General features: G+C 61.0%; 13 protein-coding genes and 2 tRNA genes. 5 read left to right on the forward strand and 10 right to left on the reverse strand.

The window, feature by feature from the left end; genetic code table 11:
• Positions 1–4: 4 nt before the first annotated feature.
• The 4 genes from rlmM to ACORQT_RS19740 form a co-directional block, all read right to left on the reverse strand.
• On the reverse strand, positions 5–1,108 hold the full coding sequence (gene rlmM, locus ACORQT_RS19725) for a 23S rRNA (cytidine(2498)-2'-O)-methyltransferase RlmM (protein WP_019455735.1): 1,104 nt from the start codon (positions 1,106–1,108) through the stop codon (positions 5–7).
• The gene (locus ACORQT_RS19730) at positions 1,101–1,496 is read right to left on the reverse strand and encodes a DUF423 domain-containing protein (RefSeq protein ID WP_004931896.1); all 396 of its coding nucleotides are present in this window, start codon (positions 1,494–1,496) and stop codon (positions 1,101–1,103) included. Before ACORQT_RS19730 ends, rlmM begins: the two co-directional genes overlap by 8 nt.
• Before the next feature lie 51 nt (positions 1,497–1,547).
• Positions 1,548–2,465, reverse strand: a complete 918-nt coding sequence (locus ACORQT_RS19735; protein WP_004931894.1) for a transcriptional regulator GcvA — start codon at positions 2,463–2,465, stop codon at positions 1,548–1,550.
• A gap of 385 nt (positions 2,466–2,850) precedes the next feature.
• Positions 2,851–3,075, reverse strand: a complete 225-nt coding sequence (locus tag ACORQT_RS19740) for a YgdI/YgdR family lipoprotein (RefSeq protein WP_025304050.1) — start codon at positions 3,073–3,075, stop codon at positions 2,851–2,853.
• Between the two features lie 196 nt (positions 3,076–3,271).
• Here ACORQT_RS19740 and csdA point away from each other — a divergent pair, with 196 nt between their 5' ends.
• Both csdA and csdE read left to right on the forward strand, forming a co-directional pair.
• Positions 3,272–4,477, forward strand: a complete 1,206-nt coding sequence (csdA, locus tag ACORQT_RS19745; protein WP_042785270.1) for a cysteine desulfurase CsdA — start codon at positions 3,272–3,274, stop codon at positions 4,475–4,477.
• 19 nt (positions 4,478–4,496) lie between these two features.
• Positions 4,497–4,931 carry a cysteine desulfurase sulfur acceptor subunit CsdE gene (csdE, locus tag ACORQT_RS19750; RefSeq protein WP_046687719.1) on the forward strand — a complete coding sequence of 145 codons (435 nt, stop codon included), beginning with the start codon at positions 4,497–4,499 and terminating at the stop codon, positions 4,929–4,931.
• Here the strand turns inward: csdE and tcdA are convergent.
• Positions 4,922–5,728 (reverse strand): tRNA cyclic N6-threonylcarbamoyladenosine(37) synthase TcdA, encoded by an 807-nt coding sequence (gene tcdA / locus ACORQT_RS19755; protein WP_004931886.1) that lies wholly within the window; start codon positions 5,726–5,728, stop codon positions 4,922–4,924. The genes csdE and tcdA overlap by 10 nt on opposite strands.
• Before the next feature lie 84 nt (positions 5,729–5,812).
• On the reverse strand, positions 5,813–6,949 hold the full coding sequence (mltA, locus tag ACORQT_RS19760) for a murein transglycosylase A (protein WP_033644860.1): 1,137 nt from the start codon (positions 6,947–6,949) through the stop codon (positions 5,813–5,815).
• A gap of 216 nt (positions 6,950–7,165) precedes the next feature.
• Between mltA and ACORQT_RS19765 the strand changes: the two genes are divergently transcribed.
• Positions 7,166–7,242, forward strand: a tRNA-Met gene (locus tag ACORQT_RS19765).
• 58 nt (positions 7,243–7,300) lie between these two features.
• Positions 7,301–7,377: transfer RNA gene (locus ACORQT_RS19770), tRNA-Met, on the forward strand.
• Between the two features lie 90 nt (positions 7,378–7,467).
• Here ACORQT_RS19770 and amiC read toward each other — a convergent pair.
• Positions 7,468–8,721, reverse strand: a complete 1,254-nt coding sequence (gene amiC, locus ACORQT_RS19775; RefSeq protein WP_033644859.1) for an N-acetylmuramoyl-L-alanine amidase AmiC — start codon at positions 8,719–8,721, stop codon at positions 7,468–7,470.
• Positions 8,722–8,960: 239 nt separating this feature from the next.
• Between amiC and argA the strand changes: the two genes are divergently transcribed.
• Positions 8,961–10,286 carry an amino-acid N-acetyltransferase gene (gene argA, locus ACORQT_RS19780; protein WP_015378910.1) on the forward strand — a complete coding sequence of 442 codons (1,326 nt, stop codon included), beginning with the start codon at positions 8,961–8,963 and terminating at the stop codon, positions 10,284–10,286.
• Positions 10,287–10,324: 38 nt separating this feature from the next.
• Here the strand turns inward: argA and recD are convergent, their stop codons facing one another.
• Genes recD through ptrA form a run of 3 tightly spaced genes read right to left on the reverse strand, consistent with a single transcriptional unit; the run spans position 10,325 to position 18,608 of the window.
• A complete protein-coding gene (gene recD, locus ACORQT_RS19785) occupies positions 10,325–12,175 on the reverse strand; it encodes an exodeoxyribonuclease V subunit alpha (protein ID WP_047573888.1) in 1,851 nt (616 codons plus the stop codon).
• Entirely contained in the window at positions 12,172–15,723 is a 3,552-nt protein-coding gene (gene recB / locus ACORQT_RS19790; RefSeq protein ID WP_164057853.1) for an exodeoxyribonuclease V subunit beta, read from the reverse strand. The genes recD and recB overlap by 4 nt, the downstream gene beginning before the upstream one ends.
• Positions 15,720–18,608, reverse strand: coding sequence for a pitrilysin (gene ptrA / locus ACORQT_RS19795; RefSeq protein WP_089192634.1), 2,889 nt, complete (start codon positions 18,606–18,608; stop codon positions 15,720–15,722). Before ptrA ends, recB begins: the two co-directional genes overlap by 4 nt.
• Positions 18,609–18,682: the final 74 nt, after the last annotated feature.

The raw sequence follows: 18,682 nt of genomic DNA on the forward strand, positions 1-18,682 counted from the left end.
GCGATTAATCGCGCTCGTCGCGGCGGCCCGGCACCGCCGACCACATGCGGCGCACGTGTACGGTGATCTCTTCGCGATCGTGATACAGCTGCTTGGCATGCACTTCAACGCTGATGCCGGCAGCGCCCAGCGCTTCGCGGATGCTCATCAGGTTTTGCGACACTTCCTCGTAGCGTTTTTTCATCGGCAGTTTGAGGTTAAAGATCGCTTCGCGGCACCAGCCTTTCACCAGCCACTGAATCATCAGGCTGGTCACCTTCGCCGGTTTCTCCACCATGTCGCACACCAACCAATAGATCTTGCTGCTGTTCGGCTCGAACTTGAAGCCGTCGGCGCGGTGATGCGTTACCTGGCCGGTTTCCATCAGGCTCGGCGCCATCGGGCCATTATCCACCGAATGCACCATCATGCTGCGCTTCACCAGCTGATAGGTCCAGCCGCCCGGGCAGGCCCCCAGATCGACCGCATGCATGCCGCTGGCCAGGCGCTCGTCCCACTCGTCGGCGGGGATGAACACATGGAACGCTTCTTCCAGTTTCAGCGTCGAACGGCTCGGCGCATCGGCCGGGAAGCGCAGACGCGGAATGCCCATGTAGAACGGCGAGTTGTTGTTGCTGTAGGAGTAACCGACGTAACAGCAGCCCGGCGCGATGAAGAACACGTGCACCACCGGGCGAGTCGGGTTCTCCCGCGCCATCAGCACCTTCTGCTCACGCATCGCGGCGCGCAGCGGCACCGTCAGCTTGCGGCAGAATTTCATCAGCTCTTTGCTTTCGTTGGTGTCCGGCACTTCCACCCGCAGCTCGCCGCCGCGATCAACCACGCCGATCAGCATGCCGACGATCGGCGATACCCGATCTTCCGGCGGCAGATCGCGCAGCAGCTCACCCACCACGATCATCTGGCGGGCGAAAATCAGTTCGCGGAACGGAATCTCCCGCGCCAGGCGGTCGGCATCGTCCGGCTGATAGCATTCGAACAACACGTAACCGCTGTGCTCTTTTACCCGCGCAAAGCCGTAAATCTCCAGCTGGGCGGCTTTATCGGTGATCTCCGCCGCACACTCTTTTTCGAAGCCGGGACGGCAGTACAACGCAATCTTATTCATGGCGCTCGGCCTTTTTCCTCAGACGCAAAGCGCCAATCAACATCAATATCCAGCCGATCAAGAAGCACACGCCGCCAACCGGCGTGATATATACCCAGACCTTCAGGTGCGACAGCGCCAGACAATAGAGGCTGCCGCTGAACAACACGGTGCCGAACGCCAACAGCGCTCCGCTCCAGTAAAACCACAGGCTCACGCGGCGCTGCATCGCGACCGCCAGCGCCAGGATGGCCAGGGTGTGGAACCCCTGATACTCCAGCCCGGTGCGGATCCAGGCCATTTCGTTGGCGCCCAGCGTGCCGCTTAACACATGCGCGCCGAATGCGCCCAGCGCGACAAACACAAAGCCGCTGATAGCGGCGAAAACCAGCATGGAACGGCTGCTCATCGTGATCTATCCCATTAAAAATCACCGACCGCGGCAAGGCGGCGGCCGGCCTTATTGTTCGTAGCGGAAGCGGAACTTCTCTTGTTCGCTGGCGGCACGCGCCAGGATCCACTGCCGGAAGGCGGCTATTTTACCCAGTTCTGCCTGGCTGTCATGACATACCAGATAAAAAGCATTTTTACTGACCAACACATCATTGAACGGGCACACCAGACGACCGGCTTCAATCTCGGTTTGCGCCATCACGTTGTTCACCAGCGCCACGCCCTGACCGTGCACCGCCGCCTGCACCACCATGGCGCTGTGGCTGAAGATTGGCCCCTGCTGTACGTTGATGTGCTGCAACCCCAGCTGGCGCGTATAGGCCAGCCAGTCGCGACGTGAAACGTCATGCAGCAGCGTATGATAAGCCAGATCGTCTGCGGTTTTCAGCGGATGATCGCCGGTCAGCAGGCTCGGCGAACAAACCGGCAGCAAATATTCCGCATACAGGCGCTCGGCGCGCAGCCCCGGCCAATTGCCGCGGCCATAGAAAATCGCCACGTCGACGTCGTCCGCCAGCTTGTCCTCTTCACGGTCCACCGCCTGGATGCGCACGTCGATGCCCGGATAAGCTGAGTTAAAGCCGGACAGACGCGGCACCAGCCACTGAATGGCGAAGCTCGGCGGCAAACTGACGGTCAATGCCCCCTTGGCGCTGCGCGCCTGCAGCTTGCGCGTCGCCTCGTTGATCGAAGAGAAGATCTCCTTGATATCAAGGTAGTAACTTTGCCCCTCTTCGGTCAGCAGCAGCGAGCGATTGCGCCGGCGAAACAGCTTCAGCCCGAGGAAGTCCTCCAGCGACTTGATCTGGTGGCTCACCGCGGCCTGAGTCACGAACAGCTCTTCCGCCGCCTTGGTGAAACTCAGGTGGCGAGCGGCCGCATCGAACACGCGCAGCGCATTGAGGGGAGGTAAGCGTTTAGACATTAAATTAGCTACTTTTGTGTAACATTAATCCGAATGATTCGGCGCCGAAAATCGGGCGGCTTTGTGTGGCAAGCCATGGACAAACGCTAACGGCGCATTGCCATTAGTTTTTTTAATCCGAGCCATTATAATTTGTCCGTTGAGGATGCGCCAGCAAATACCTATAGTGGCGGCACTTCCCGGGCCGGAACGAAAAGGGAGTGGGTGTCGAGGACGCCGATGAACTTTTGGCTTGTGGTTGTGATGTTGTGTTTGCAAATTGTCCGGCGATTCCGGACATGGTAGCTAGGCTACTGTTTTTTCACTTCCTGTACATTTACCCTGTCTGTCCATAGTGATTTTATGCAGCACCGCAAAACTTGCGGTGCTTTTTTTTGCCTGACGGTTACTGGTTGCTTTCAACCATCTCTTTCACATCGGCGCGGTTGATCTGCTGTTCGACGCCGTTGGCGTCTTTATAGCTGATCATGCCGGTATCGTTATCCACTTTAGGCTTGCCGTCAGCGACAATGGTGCGTCCGTCATTGGTATGCATCACGTAGTTGCTGGAACAGGCGGCCAGGGTGAACGTAAGCATCAGGGCAGAGAGAACTGCGGCTGTTTTCTTCATTGAGGACTCCTTTTTAGTTTTAAATGCTGATAAATACCTTTTATGTGTATAGATGCGATTAATAAGCGCACGTTTAATAGCATAACAAACTTTCCCAATTTTGCCAGGCGATAAGTCCTAATCGGCGCGAACGCTTGTCTCCGGCGGCAAAATAGGACAGGATCACCCATCGACTCAAGCCAGTGACAATCAGGGTATGACGCCTTTTAACCCCAGCCTTTTTCGCCAACAGTTTCCCGCGCTCGCGCAGGACGGCATCTATCTGGACAGCGCCGCCACCGCGTTGAAACCGCAGGCGGTGATCGACGCCACGCAGCAGTTTTATCGCGACGACGCCGCCACCGTGCACCGCAGCCAGCATCGGGCGGCGCAGGATCTGACCGCCCGTTTCGAGCAGGCGCGCGGCCAGGTCGCGCAACTGATCCATGCGCCGTCGGCCGACGACATCGTCTGGACGCGCGGCACCACCGAGGCGATCAACCTGGTGGCGCAGAGTTATCTGCGTCCGCGTCTGCAGCCGGGGGATGAAATTCTGGTGAGCGAAGCGGAACACCACGCCAACCTGATCCCCTGGCTGATGGTGGCGGATCAAACCGGCGCCCGGGTAGTGAAACTGCCGATCGGCGCCGACCGGCTGCCGGACCTGGCGCAGCTCCCCGCCCTGCTCAACGATAGAACCCGCCTGTTGGCGCTGGGGCAAATGTCCAACGTCACCGGCGGCTGCCCGGATCTGGCGCCGGCGATCGCGCTGGCCCATGCCGCCGGCGCGCGCGTGATGATCGACGGCGCACAGGGCGTGGTTCACGACCCAGCCGACGTACAGCGGCTCGATATCGATTTCTACGCCTTCTCCGGCCACAAACTGTATGGACCGACCGGCATCGGCGCGCTGTACGGCAAATCCGAGCTGCTGGCGCAGATGGCGCCGTGGCAAGGAGGGGGAAAGATGTTGACCCAGGCGTCGTTCGACGGTTTTATCCCGCAAAAACCGCCGCACTGCTTCGAAGCCGGCACGCCAAACATCGCCGGCGTGCTGGGGTTGGCCGCCGCGCTCACCTGGCTTCGCGAACAGGACATGGCGGCGGCGGAGCGCTACAGTCGCGAGCTGGCGGATCGGGCGGAACAGCGGTTAGCGCAGCTGCCGGGCTTTCGCAGCTTCCGCAGTTCCGGTTCCAGCCTGCTGGCGTTCGATATCGCCGGCGTACACCACAGCGACATCGTCACGCTGCTGGCGGAGCAAGGCATTGCGCTGCGCGCCGGCCAGCACTGCGCGCAGCCGCTGATGGCGGCGTTAGGCGTCAGCGGCACGTTGCGCGCGTCGTTCGCCCCCTACAATACTCAACAGGACGTCGATACGCTGGTCAGCGCGTTGACCCACGCCCTCGACCTGCTGGCCGACTGACTTGACTCCCGGAGACGCTATGCTCGCCCCCCATCCTTTTGGCCGAGAGATCACCGCCGAAGCGTTGATCGCCACCTTCAGCGCGCTGAAACAGTGGGAAGACCGCTACCGCCAACTGATTATGCTCGCAAAACGGCTGCCGTCGCTGCCGGAGGCCTTGCGCAGTGAAGAAATGGCGTTGAGCGGGTGTGAAAACCGCGTCTGGTTGGGGCACCAGTTGCTGGAAGACGGCACGCTGCACTTTTATGGCGACAGCGAAGGCCGCATCGTGCGTGGCCTATTGGCGGTGCTGCTGACCGAAGTGGAAGGCAAAACGCCGCAGCAGATCGCCGAATTGGATCCGCTGGCGCTGTTCGACCGCCTGGCGCTGCGCGCTCAGCTGAGCGCCACTCGCGCCAGCGGGCTGGCGGCGTTGGCCGCCGCCGTGCAGGCGATCGCCGCCCGTTACGCCTGACGCGCCGCCTTCGCCACCATCTTTTTCAGCGCGTGCGACACGGCGACGAAGCCAAAGGTGGCGGTGACCATGGTCGCCGCGCCGAAACCTGCGCTGCAATCCATTCTTTTCGGCCCTTCCGCCGTACTGCGCGAAGCGCATACCGAACCGTCCGGCTGCGGATAAACCAGCGGCTCGCTGGAAAAGACGCAGTCGATGCCCAGCTTGCCCTTGCCGTTTTTCACCACGTTAAAATCGTGCTTCAGCCGCTCGCGCAGTTTGGCGGCCAGCGGATCCTGAATGGTTTTCGCCAGATCGGCCACTTCGATTTTGGTCGGATCTATCTGCCCGCCGGCGCCGCCGGTGGTCACCACCGGGATCTTGAAGCGGCGGCAGTATGACAGCAGCGCCGCTTTCGGCCGTACGCTGTCGATCGCGTCGATGACGTAGCTGAAGTTATGGTCCAGCAGCTCGGCGACGTTGTCCGGGGTAATGAAATCGTCAATGCAGGTCACCCGGCATTCCGGGTTGATCGCCAGGATACGCTCCGCCATTACCTCGGTTTTCGATTGCCCGACGTGCTGGCGCAGCGCGTGGATCTGACGGTTGGTATTGGTGACGCAAACATCATCCATGTCGATCAGAGTGATGGCGCCGATGCCGGTGCGCGCCAGCGCCTCAGCCGCCCAGGAACCCACGCCGCCGATGCCGATCACGCAGACGTGCGCCTGCGCGAACACCGCCAGCGCCTGCTGGCCGTATAACCGCGCCGTGCCGCCGAAACGCTGCAGATAGGCTTCCGAATAAGCTGTGCTCATAACGCTTTAATTACCTTCGTAATGCAAATGATAAGGGCCGGAAAATCCGGCCCCTGCGGGTCAATCTTTTCACGCCGTGCGCGTTTAGCGGGTGACCAGCAACGAACCGCCGCCGTTTGACTGATTGGCGCTGAACAGCTGGCCGCCGCCGTTGTTCTTCAGCACCCAGACGCGGCCATAGTGGTTGTAGTACCCCGCCGAGTGGCCGGCTTCCGGCCCGATGCCCTGATACATGTCAAAATGCTGGCCCTTGATGGCGCCGCCCACGTCGAGCGCGACCATCAGACGCATCTCGTATTTTCCCGTGAATTTACCCTTGTTGTCCAGCAGCGGCACTTCGGCCAGCAGCGTGGTGCCTGCCGGGATCAGCGAACGGTCGGAGGCCACCGACGCTTTGGCGATCAGCGGCACCGCGCTGGCGCCTTTCACCGGCGCAAAAGCTTCCGGGCGGAAGAACACGAACGACGGGTTCTGCTCCAGCAGCTCGCGCACCTCTGCGGCGCTGTGGGTATCCGCCCACTGACGGATCGCCTGCATCGACATGTCCGCCTTGGCCACTTCACCGCGATCGATCAGCACTTTGCCGATGCTGCGGTAGGCGTGGCCGTTCTTGCCGCCGTAGCCGAAGAACACCAGCGGCTGACCGTTGCCGTAGTCGACGTAGCCGCTGCCCTGGACTTCCATCATGAAGTTGTCCATCAGCGAGTTGGTGTAAGCGATGATATAGCGATCGTCGAGCGCGCCGGAATAAATGCCCGCGCGATCCGGCAAGCGGCCCCTGCCCTTCGGCGGCATGCGGTACAGCGGATAACGGAACTCGCCCTGTTGGGTATAACGCGCCTGCACCACCGGCGTGTAGTAGCCGGTAAACTGCACGTTGCCGTAATTGTCGACGCCTTCCATCTGGTAAGCGCTGAGGCCGTACTGGCTCAGCATGCGCGTGTCGGCGCCGGACGCCATCCAGTTTTGCACCGCCTGATAGGTGCTGTTGTTGCGGTTAAACAGCGAAGGCGACGCGTACTTGATCTCCATCAGCTGATCCGAATAATCCTTGGCGTTGACCGGCGAACCTTTGGCGTTGGGCTGATTGACCAGCTCCAGCGATTGATCCAGACGGCCGTCCTTATATTGCTGACCCCGATCGGTCGGCTTGGACGAACAGCCCGCCAATACCGCCACCATCAACCCGCCCAGCAGGTATTTGCCCCAACGTCCTTTCATCGCGCACACTCTCAAACTGATATGATCTACCGGCTGAACGATAACAAACGCTCATTGATAAAGGAATCGCTGCAAATAAAAAAAGCCGCACGGAGGATGGTGATGAAAAAGAAGGCAAATTGCGGGCAAATTCAGCAGAAAAACGGGTTTAGGCCAATAAAATGCAAAAAGGGTTTGCAACAAAACGCATGGAGAGTATAGTGCGCATCCATCGGACGCGGGGTGGAGCAGCCTGGTAGCTCGTCGGGCTCATAACCCGAAGGTCGTCGGTTCAAATCCGGCCCCCGCAACCAACCGATGCCGCAGTGGCGGTATTTTGCGTTTGGGTTCGATAACAAAGTATTACACGGACGCGGGGTGGAGCAGCCTGGTAGCTCGTCGGGCTCATAACCCGAAGGTCGTCGGTTCAAATCCGGCCCCCGCAACCAACTCTTGATGACAACAGATAAGCACCCTGACGGGTGTTTTTTTGTATCTGCAATCCGCAAAAACAGCCGGACTTGCGCCCGGCCCTGCCGCTATCGGCTCGCTAACGCGCCGCCGTTGGCGAAATAAGCCTTGATGCCCGCCAGAATCGACTCCGCCACCTGCTGCTGGAAATGGCTGGTGCGCAGCTTGCGCTCCTCTTCAATATTGCTGATAAACGCCGTTTCCACCAGGATCGACGGGATATCCGGCGCCTTCAACACCGCAAAACCGGCCTGATCGACGCGATTCTTGTGCAACCGGTTGATTTTACCCATCCGGTTCAACACTTCCTTGCCGAACTTCAGGCTATCGTTGATGGTTGCGGTCTGGATCAAATCGAACATGGTGTGGTCGAGATAGCGATCGCCGCTCTTGCTGACGCCGCCGATTTGGTCCGAAGCGTTCTGCGTCTGCGCCAGGAACTTGGCCGCCGAGCTGGTGGCGCCTTTGGTGGACAACGCGAACACCGATGACCCGCGCGCGGCGCGGCTGGTGAAGGCGTCGGCGTGAATCGAAACGAACAAATCGGCGCGTTGCTTGCGCGCCTTGGCGACGCGCACCTTGAGCGGGATAAACACGTCTTCATTGCGCGTCATGAACACCTTCATGTTCGGCTCGCGCTTGATCATGGCGCTCAGCTTGCGGGCAATCTGCAGCACGATGTCTTTCTCGCGCGTCTTATACTTGCCGATCGCACCGGGATCTTCGCCCCCGTGGCCAGGATCCAGCATGATGACGATCGGCCGATCGCGCCCCGCCTTGCCGGCCTGCGGCGCTTCGGGCGGCAGCGTGCGCTCCAGGTCGCCTTTGTTGTAATCTTCCAGTAACGCCAGTAGCGGATCATACTCCTCGCCGCCGCTGCCGCCTTTGGTCGGGTAGAGATCCATCACCAGACGGTTGCGATACTCCGGCACCGGCGCCAGCGAGAACATGTGCGGGCTGACGCTTTGCTTGAGCTCCAGCACCAGCCGCACGGTATTCTGATCGAACTGGCCGACGCGCGCCTGCTTGAGATAAGGATCGTCGGCGCGCACCTGCCCGGCGATGCCCTTCAGCACGCTGTTGAGATGCACGCCTTCGATATCCACCACCACGCGATCGGGATTGGTCAGGGCGAACTGCTTGTATTTCAGTTCGACGTTGGATTCCAGCGTGACGCGGGTATAAGTGGAGGACGGCCAGACGCGCACGGCAATCACGTGCGATGACGCGGCGAAGCCCGTGCGACTCACACTCAGCAACCAGCTGGCGGCAACGCCCTGTAATAAACGACGGCGGCCCAGATTGTGATTAGCGTTTGGCATGCGGCTCCGGCAGTAATAACTGTTTACAACAGATGAAAAAAACACCAATGACTTGGGAATGCCGAAAACTTTAACCAATCATTCCAGCCCTGTCATCAGAAAATCTTTTTATGGTTTTTCAATTTATTAACGATTTAGCGCCCTTAGCTCGCTCTTCATGACGATTTCCCACTTGCCATTGGCGCAATAAAAGAATAAAAATACAAAAATATCGTATAAATATGCAAAGAGGTTTGCCCGTGAAGGAACGTAGTACAGAGCTGGTGCAAGGATTCCGTCACTCCGTCCCCTATATCAACGCCCACCGCGGCAAGACGTTTGTCATCATGCTCGGTGGGGAAGCCATCGAACACGAGAATTTTTCCAACATCGTCAATGATATCGGGCTGCTGCATAGCCTGGGCATTCGCCTGGTGGTGGTTTACGGCGCACGGCCGCAGATCGACGCCAATCTGGCGCAGCACAACTATGAACCGATCTACCACAAGCATACGCGCGTGACCGACGCCCATACGCTTGAGTTAGTCAAGCAGGCGGCCGGTTTATTGCAGTTGGACATCACCGCCCGGCTGTCGATGAGCCTCAACAACACGCCGCTGCAGGGCGCGCACATTAACGTGGTCAGCGGCAACTTCATCATCGCGCAGCCACTGGGCGTCGATGACGGCATCGACTACTGCCACAGCGGCCGCATTCGCCGCATCGATGAAGAAGCGATCCATCGTCAGCTCGACAGCAACGCCATCGTGCTGATCGGCCCGGTCGCCGTCTCGGTAACCGGCGAGAGCTTCAACCTGACTTCGGAGGAAGTCGCGACTCAGCTGGCGATCAAACTGAAAGCGGAAAAAATGATCGGTTTCTGCTCCTCGCAGGGCGTGACCGACGCGGAAGGCAACATCCTTTCCGAGCTGTTTCCCAACGACGCGCAAAAGCGTCTTGAAGAGCTGGAGGAAGGCGGTGATTACCATTCCGGCACCGTGCGCTTCCTGCGCGGCGCGGTGAAAGGCTGCCGCAGCGGCGTGCGCCGCAGCCACCTGATCAGCTATCAGGAGGACGGCGCGCTGGTGCAAGAACTGTTCTCACGCGACGGCATCGGCACCCAAATCGTGATGGAGAGCGCCGAACAGGTGCGCCGGGCGACGATCAACGACATCGGCGGTATTCTGGAGCTCATCCGGCCGCTCGAACAGCAGGGTATTCTGGTGCGCCGTTCGCGTGAACAGTTGGAGATGGAGATCGACAAGTTCACCATTATCGAACGCGATAACCTGACCATCGCCTGCGCGGCGCTTTACCCGTTCCCGGAGGAAAAAATCGGCGAGATGGCCTGCGTGGCGGTACATCCCGATTACCGCAGCTCTTCGCGCGGCGAGATGTTGCTGCAGCGGGTGGAAAATCAGGCGCGGCAGATGGGATTGAAGAAGCTGTTCGTGCTGACCACCCGCAGCATCCACTGGTTTCAGGAGCGTGGTTTCACCCCGGCGGAGGTCGACGTACTACCGATGCAGAAACAGGCGTTGTACAACTACCAACGCCGCTCCAAAATTCTGCTGGCGGATCTGTAATCCCTGTGGGCGCGGCCGCTACCGCGCCCCTTCATCGCTTATTCCGTCGTCTGCAGCCGTTCAGCCAATCCGCTGCGACGCTGGGTCGGCGTGCGAATGGCCCGTAGCAGCACCGCGTCCGTGGCGTACAGCGAGAGCTGCTGACGCGCACGGGTGATCGCGGTATAGACCAGTTCACGCGTCAGCACCGGCAGGAAATGGTTCGGCAACACCAGAACCGTATGCTCAAACTCCGATCCCTGGGACTTGTGCACCGTCATGGCGTAAGCGGTTTCATGCGCCGGCAAACGGCTCGGCTGCACCGACTTGATGCTGCCGTCCGGCAGTTGGAAATGCACGCGCAGCTCGCCGCGCTCATCCGGCAGAGTAATGCCGATATCCCCATTGAATAACCCCAGCGCGCTGTCGTTGCGGCCGATCATCACCGGCCGCCCCCGATACCAGCGGCCGAGCACGCCAGGTTTGCGGTCGATCAGACCGGCGCGCTGCAGCCCGAGTTCAATACGTTCATTCAGGCCGGCGACGCCGAACGGCCCTTCACGCAGCGCGCACAGCACCTGGAAGCGGCTAAAGGCGGCCAGCACCGCCGCCGCATCCGCGCCTTCGGCAGTCAGCCGCAGATAGTCGCGATAGCCCGCCACGCACGCGTCCAGCAGCGCCTGATACTCTTCGCTCGTCGCCAGCGCATAGCCCGCGACATCGCCGAAACGGCCGTTTAATGCCGCCAGCGCGCGATCCCCCGCACCGGCGTTGACCGCCAACGCCAGTTGACCGATGCCGGAACGGGCGTCGAAGCGATAGCTCTTACGCAACAGGCACAGGCTGTCGCGCACCGCCGCTTGCGCGTCGGCCCGCTGCCCAGCGATCGAACAACCGGTCAGGCGGCTCAGCTCTGCGGCGCGCGCCTCGCTGTATCCCTGCTCGGCAAAACGGCAAATATCCCCCAGCACCGCGCCGGCCTCTACCGAAGCCAGCTGATCGCGGTCGCCGAGGAAAATCACCCGGGCCCGATCGGGCAACGCCGCAATCAGGCGCGCCATCATCGGCAGATCGACCATCGAGGCCTCATCCACCACTAACACATCCAAATGCAGCCGGTTGCCGCGGTGATAGCGCATGCGCTGACTGTTGGGTTGCGCCCCCAACAAACGGTGCAACGTCGCCGCCTCCGTCGGGAACAACGCCTGCTGCGCCGGGGTCAACGCCAGCTGACGGCTGGCGCTGCCAAGCGACTCCGTCAGGCGCGCCGCCGCCTTGCCGGTTGGCGCCGCCAGTTGAATCCGCAAGCGCGCGCTTTCATCCAGCTGCACCAGCGCCGCCAGCAGTTTAGCGACGGTGGTGGTTTTACCGGTGCCCGGTCCACCGGAAATCACCGCGATGCGCCGCGTGGCAGCTACCGCGGCGGCGATCTTCTGCCAGTCGGGTTCATCGCTCGCCGCGCCGAACAAGCGGTCGAGAATGGCGCGCAACGCCTCCTCCGGCACCGTCAGCGATTCACCTTCACCGCCGATAAACGCCGCCACTTCACCTTCGTTTTGCCACATGCGTTGCAGATATAAGCGCTGCCCACGCAGCACCAGCGGCGTAGCGCCGCTGCCGTCCCCAACCGCCGCGCTGCTCGCCAGGCGCTGCTGCCAACGTGCGCTATCCGGTCGCCCGGCCGCCTCCCACAGCGCCAGCGCCAGCGCCGGTTGGCGCCCTTCAAACAGCGTGTCCGCCTGCAGTTGCTCCAGCATCAGGCAAACATGCCCCGCCCCCGCCTCTGCGCTCAGACAGGCGGCGGCCAGTAAAATATCAGGCTCGTCTTCGCTCGCCACCACGCGGGCGAACTGCACGTCCAGCGGGCGCAGCGCGCCAAGCGCCACCGCCTGCTCCAGCAGTGCGATCATGATTTTTCCTCCGTCGCCGCAGCTTCGCCGCTGAACAAGCTATCCATTCCCGCCACCAGTTCAAACGCGGGGAGACAGGTGAAAATGCCGTTGCCCGGGTGCGCCGCATCCACGCCGCGCAGGAACAGATAAATCACCCCGCCGAAATGGCGCCGGTAATCATAATCCGGCAACCGATGGCGCAAATAACGATGCAACGCCAGCGTATACAGCTGGTATTGCAGATCATAACGATGCTCCGCCATCGCCTGCTCCATCGCCGGCCGGGTATAGGCGCTGCTGTCCTCCCCCAGCCAGTTGGACTTGTAGTCCAGCAGGTAGTATTTGCCTTGCCAGCAGAACACCAGGTCGATAAAGCCTTTCAGCATGCCCTGCACCTGATGGAAATCCAGCGCCGGGCAGCGGGCGGAAAGCGGATCGTAACGCTTCACCAGAGCATCGAGCTCCTTCGCCTGCAACAGCCGGTTAATCGGTAAATAGAACTGCAGCTCTGCCTGCTTATGCTGCGGCGTCAGCGCCGCCAACGTCACGCCGCTGTCATCGAGCGGCGTATTGAGCAGCACCTGCATCCACGCCAGCAGTATCGGTTGCCAGTGTTCGGCAAACCCTTGCTGCTGCAGCTGTTCCAGCAGCCACTGTTCGTCGAGCGGCTGGGTGAAGTCCAGCGTTTCAAACAGGCTGTGCAGGAAGGTGCCGGGCGTTGCGCCGCGCGGGAAGGTATGCGGTGTAAGCGCTGGCTCACTTTCTTCCCCGCGCTCACCGGCCGCGTCGACATCCAGACGCGGCAGCAGATCCTGCATCAGGCTCGCGCCGTGCTGTTGCAAACCGGTATAGCTGGTCACCCGCCAAAAATCCTGGATCCGCCGGGTAAAGCTTTTCGCCGCCAACGCTTCGGCCAGCGACGCCTGGGGTTGCCAGGGTTCTGCATCCGGCGGTTCAACCAGCGACAGCGCGATACCGCCGCCCACCAATTGCTGCAGCCGCTCCTGCAGATACACGGCGTCGCCGGGCTGCCCGCCCTGCACCAGATAGCCCAATGCGCTGCGGTGCAGGTCGGTATCACCCTGTTTCTTGCGCGTGCCCTGGAACAGCGGCGCAATGCCGATACTGCAGTGGTACACCGAGCGGGTCAGCGCCACATACAGCAGACGCAGATCCTCCGCCAACCGCTCCTCCTCCGCCCAGGCCTGGCTCTCTTCATTGGCGTCGAGGTCCAGCAGCGCCTGGAAACTGTGGCGATCGTGATACAGCGCCTGCTGCTGCTGGCGGAAGTTGCCGACGAACGGCAGCCACACCAGATCGAACTCCAGCCCCTTGGACTTGTGGATCGTGATCACCTGCACCAGATGCCGGTCGCTCTCCAGCCGCAGTTGCTGATTGTCGGACTGGCGATTAGGCTGAGCGATCTGCTGCGCCAGCCAGCGCACCAGCGCATGCTCGCTGTCGAGCTGCGCCGCCGCTTCTTGCAACAGCTCCCCCAGATGCAGCACGTCGGTCAAGCGACGCTCGCCGCCGGCGCTGGCCAGCAGGTTCTCCGCCAATTGGCGCGCTTTCATCACCTCGCTCAGCATCGGCAACACGCCGCGGCGCAGCCAGAGCGTGCGGTAATTGTCGAATTCATTAACCAGCGCGTCCCAGGCGCGCTCATCGCGGCTCAGGCCGTCCAGCGTCGGCGCGTCCAGCCCCATCAGCCCGGTGGCCATGGCGCTGCGCAGCGTGCGCTCCTGCTCCGGCGCCAACACCGCCTGCAGCAACCACAGCAGGTCTTTGGCCTCCGGGGTGTCAAACACGCTGTCGCGGTTGGACAGGTAGACCGACGGAATAGACAGCGCGCTGAGCGCATCGCGCACCAACGCCGCCTCGTTGCGGCTGCGCACCAGCACCGTGATATCAGAGGCTTGCACCGGCCGTGACGCCTTGCCGCTCTGCAGCCGCGCCAGGCCCTGCTGCCCGGCGCTGAGCCAGTCGCGAATTTGCGTGGCGCACAGGCGCGCCATTAGCTGTTGGTAATCACTTACACCCGCGCCTTCCCCCTGCTGCAGCCAGAACTGCATCGCCGGCTGCGGCTTGCCATGCAATTCAAACGCCAGCCCTTGGTTCTTTTCCGCCGCGTTAACCTCAATAAAGGGAATTTGGCCGAACAGGAAAGGTTTTTCTACCTGAGAAAACAGGTGATTGACGCTGGCGACCATCGACGGCGACGAGCGCCAGTTGGTCTCCAGCGTATAGTGGGCGCTCACCTCTGAACGCGCGCGCATGTAGGTGAAGATGTCGGCGCCGCGAAAGGCGTAAATCGCCTGCTTGGGATCGCCGATCAGCAGCAGGCCGCAATCAGGCCGGCCGACGTAAAGTTTTTGGAAAATACGGTATTGCTGCGGATCGGTATCCTGGAATTCATCGATCATCGCCACCGGATAGCGCTGGCGGATCGCCTGCGCCAACTGTTCGCCGCCGCCGCTTTGCAGGGCGCTGTCCAAACGGCTGAGCAGGTCGTCAAACCCCAGCTCGGCGCGCTGGCGCTTTTCCTGCTGAATGGAGGTGCGGATCTCGCTGAGCGCGCGCGCCATGATCAGGTCGCGCAACGTCAAGGGTTCATCGAACAGTTCGTCTATCGCCGTGAACAGCGCATGACGCGGCGGCTCGCCCTTCTTGGTCTTCTCCAGCAGCACCGACTGGCGAAACTTGTCCAGCTCCTTCGGCAGTTGGTAATCCTGGGTCTCCTGCCCGCTCCATTGGCCGACCTTGTTCAACCAGTTCGGCAGGTGTTTGCTGCTGTAGCTGCGCTTATCGACGCCGGACTGGGCGATTAACGCCTCAAGATCGCCCGCCGCCGCCCGCCATTGCGCCTTGATGGCGTCGATGCGCGCGACAATCTGCTCGTGGCGCATCAGAACGGTTTCTTCGTCCTTCGGCGGCCGCCGCAGCGCCGGCGCTTCACCGTGCAGATAACCGGAAAGGTCGGCCAGCAACGCTTCCGGGCCGCTCCACTCCTGGCTGATCGCACGCGCCACGCCCAGCGGCAACGGATAGCAATGACGGCGCCAGAAATCGGCGCAGGCCTGCCGCCGCAGCGGCAGTTCGTCCTGTACCAGCGTTTGTTCAAACAGCATGCCGGACTCGAAGGCGTTGTGCGTCAACATCCGTTGGCAAAAGCCGTGGATAGTGTAAATCGCCGCTTCGTCCATCTGCCGCTCCGCCGCCAGCAGCTGCGCAGCGGCGTCAGACAAATCGTCAATTTCTTCCATCAGCGCCGAAAACAGCGGGTTAGCGCTGATGCCGCGCACGCAGGCGATGCGCAGCCCGTGGATATTGTCACGGATACGCCCGCGCAGCTCCTCGGTGGCGGCCTCGGTAAAGGTCACCACCAGGATTTCTTCGACCGTCAACGGGCGGGGAAACGCCGCTTCCCCCCCCAATCCCAGCAGCAAGCGCAGATACAGCGCGCCGATGGTAAAAGTTTTGCCGGTGCCCGCCGACGCCTCGATCAGGCGTTCGCCAAACAGCGGCAGCGTCAGCGGTTCTAGCCTCTGCGGGGCGACTTCCGTCATGGCGTCGCCACTTTACGCGGCAGGATCTGCTGCAATGCCGACGCGTTCGGATAGGTGACCCAATCCTTAGGCGCCGCGTAATCCGCTTTGTCCTGCCCGCTGCCGCTGACCTGCGACAACACCGCCAGCCCCTGCGGCTGGATCACTGCCTGGTGGAAATAATCCGCCAGTTTGGTCGGCGTCAGCTGTTGCACCTGCGCGATCAGCTTCTGGCGGGTATCAAAGGCGAAGTTGCCGCGATCGAAATCATTGGCGAACCGGCTGGCCTCCTCGCTGAGGGTTTGCGGCCGCTGTTTGAGTTCGTTGATCAGCGCCTGTTTGTACTGCTCAAAATCGGCCTCACTCATTTCACGCAGGCGTTTCTCGGTTTTCGGATAGAAATCCTGATAGCGCTGGTACAGGTAGGCCGGCTGTTTGCTGTTGCTCTGCAACAGGAAGCCTACGCCCCACTGGCGGCCCACCGACATCGGGAAGGCAAAGACCGCATACCCCAATTGTTCCTGAGTGCGCAGCTGGCTGTAGAACCACGGCTGAATAATCTGCCCCAACAGCGAGCTGTAGGCCATGCCGGTCACTTCGTCGTAACCGGTCGGTACATAGACCGCCGCCAGCGCCGAGTCGGTGCTGCTGCCTACCTGTTGCAGGTTGGCCAGCTGATTCTTGTCCACCACCACGTCTTCGCCGTGCCACCACTCAATACCGGTACAGCCCAGACGGTGCTTCAGCGTCGACGCCAGCGTATCGACCTGTTGCTTGCTCATGTTGCCCACCACTAGCAGCTCCGGCGTGGCCTCGGCCAGCAGGCTGTCGCGATACGCCAGCACGTCTTTCAGCGTCAGCGTTTTCAGCACTTCGCGGCGCTCGCTGCGTTCGGAATACGGCACGCGGGAAACCATCTGCACCGGCTGAATGGCCAGTTCAAACGCCTTGCCCTTCTCGGCGGCGTCCAACTGCTCCAGGTACCAGGACTTGGCCTGCGCCAGCTGATCTTCCGTCGGCGTGAAGCTGGAATAGCCCTCGATCAGCGCCGTCAGCAACTGCGGCAAGCGCTGGGTAAAGCCGTTGGCGTTAAACATCAGGCCATTGTTCGGCGACGTCGAGAAACTCAACCCGCCGACCGACGCCTGATAGCTCAGCTGATCCAGCGCCAGGCCGGCCAGATAATCCGTCAGCGAGAACAGCACCTGGTTGCGCGCGGAATCCATGGTCTTGGCGTTGCGGAAAGCGACGGTGACATCGGCCTTCGGCTCATCGGCGAAGTAACGGCTCGGCATATACAGCACGCGCAGGCCGGGCTTATCCACCACCATTTCCGGCTTTTTGAATTCATGCGACGGTTTGGTCAGGGTGAAATCATCCGGAATGTACGGGTTGAGCGCCGGCAATGACAGGGAAATGCCGCTGCCCAACTGCTGCCACTGCGTAAAGCGCTGTGGCGTGATTTTGCCGACCTGGTAAGGCGCATTGACGAAATAGGCCGTCTTGTTGTGCGGCTCATCGGGGCTGACGAACCAGATGCGCGCATTTTGCGGCGTCATGGCGTCCAGACGTTCAGCGATCGCCTTAGGATCATAGCGATCGGCCAGGTATGGCGCGTCCAGCGCATGCTCAACCGGCACGCGCAGCATAGTGTCCACCAGCCATTCGATGTAGTCCATGTCGCGCGTGATCGACGGATAGCGGAAGTCCAGGTTCAGAACATGCGATATTTCGTCGAAGTAACTCTGCTTGATACCTTCGCTGCGCAGCATTTTCAGGTAGTTGAAAATGGCGGCGACGACTTGGTCGCGCTGGGCCAAGCCTTTGTCAGTCAGCGAGACGCTGATGGCGAAGACGCCGCCGTTGCGATCCACCATCGGATCGGCGCCGGCATTGATGGCGTCCGCCAATCCCTGCTTCTGCAACCAGTCGGACAGGGTATTTTTACTGCGGTTGCCGATCAGGTAACCGATGTAGGTATCGGTTTTGCTGCGAAACGCGGCGCTGTTGTTATCGATACGGAACTCAACCTTCAGCTGCTTGCGCGGCTGCGCCGGCACATAGTGAATGATGATGCCCTGCTGCTCCGGCGTGACGGCCGGTACGGTGATCGGCGGCACGCTGGCGTCATGATTCGGCACGCGGCCAAAGGTTTTTGCGGCAATGTCAGCCAGCTGCGGCAGCGGCTGATTGCCGTACAGCACCCCCATCATCAGATTGGCGGAGTAGTAGCGCTTATAGAACCCCGTCAGCTCATCGTGCAACTTGCTGCCCGGCTTGTCTTTCAGCGTGTCCAGATTACCGCCGGAGAAGCGCGCGCTCGGGTGCGCCGGGTTGAGGGTTTCCGCACCGACCTGCGCCATACGCATGCCGTCGCGCGAACGCGCCATCGTCAATTCTGCATTCACCGCGTTGCGCTCGCGATCGGCATTGCCCGGATCCAGCAGCGGCTCCGCAATAGCGTCGGCCATGCGATCGACCGCCGGCTCCAGCGCGTCATTCTCCACTTCCAGATAGAAGGCGGTGCGATAAGAAGCCGTGCTGGCGTTGTGGCTGCCGCCGTGCTTTTTCAGGAATTCGGACAGGTTTTCCGGCTCGGGATAACGTTTGGAGCCCATCAGCACCATATGTTCCAGATAGTGCGCCAAGCCCAGTTGGCTGTTCGGATCTTCGAGCGACCCGACCGGCAATGCCAGCGCCGCCAGCGATTTCGGCGCCTGGACATCGGACACCAGCAGCACCGTCATGCCGTTAGCCAACTTGATCGCCTCGTACTGACGCGGATCGTGCTCGCTCTTGTTGATCTTCTCCGCCAGTGGTTGCCATCCTTGTGCGGCCCAGCTCAACGGCGCCCAACACATAGCCAATAATACCAGCCCGGTGATGCGGGCCAACTGTCTGCGCATATCCAAAATAAACCCCTATTCTGACATCGCCACGCCCACTCCCTGACGCTGGCGACGTACATCAAAACCACATA

This window comes from Serratia sp. (in: enterobacteria), from assembly GCF_052400455.1.
GTDB lineage: Bacteria > Pseudomonadota > Gammaproteobacteria > Enterobacterales > Enterobacteriaceae > Serratia > Serratia ureilytica.

Bases quoted from the DNA above. Each gene is read 5' to 3' on its own strand.
- tcdA (WP_004931886.1), bottom strand. From the start codon at position 5,728: ATGAGCACAGCTTATTCGGAAGCCTATCTGCAGCGTTTCGGCGGCACG.
- ptrA (WP_089192634.1), bottom strand. From the start codon at position 18,608: ATGCGCAGACAGTTGGCCCGCATCACCGGGCTGGTATTATTGGCTATG.
- ACORQT_RS19735 (WP_004931894.1), bottom strand. From the start codon at position 2,465: ATGTCTAAACGCTTACCTCCCCTCAATGCGCTGCGCGTGTTCGATGCG.
- csdA (WP_042785270.1), top strand. From the start codon at position 3,272: ATGACGCCTTTTAACCCCAGCCTTTTTCGCCAACAGTTTCCCGCGCTC.
- amiC (WP_033644859.1), bottom strand. From the start codon at position 8,721: ATGCCAAACGCTAATCACAATCTGGGCCGCCGTCGTTTATTACAGGGC.
- ACORQT_RS19740 (WP_025304050.1), bottom strand. From the start codon at position 3,075: ATGAAGAAAACAGCCGCAGTTCTCTCTGCCCTGATGCTTACGTTCACC.
- ACORQT_RS19730 (WP_004931896.1), bottom strand. From the start codon at position 1,496: ATGAGCAGCCGTTCCATGCTGGTTTTCGCCGCTATCAGCGGCTTTGTG.
- rlmM (WP_019455735.1), bottom strand. From the start codon at position 1,108: ATGAATAAGATTGCGTTGTACTGCCGTCCCGGCTTCGAAAAAGAGTGT.
- recB (WP_164057853.1), bottom strand. From the start codon at position 15,723: ATGACGGAAGTCGCCCCGCAGAGGCTAGAACCGCTGACGCTGCCGCTG.
- csdE (WP_046687719.1), top strand. From the start codon at position 4,497: ATGCTCGCCCCCCATCCTTTTGGCCGAGAGATCACCGCCGAAGCGTTG.
- mltA (WP_033644860.1), bottom strand. From the start codon at position 6,949: ATGAAAGGACGTTGGGGCAAATACCTGCTGGGCGGGTTGATGGTGGCG.
- recD (WP_047573888.1), bottom strand. From the start codon at position 12,175: ATGATCGCACTGCTGGAGCAGGCGGTGGCGCTTGGCGCGCTGCGCCCG.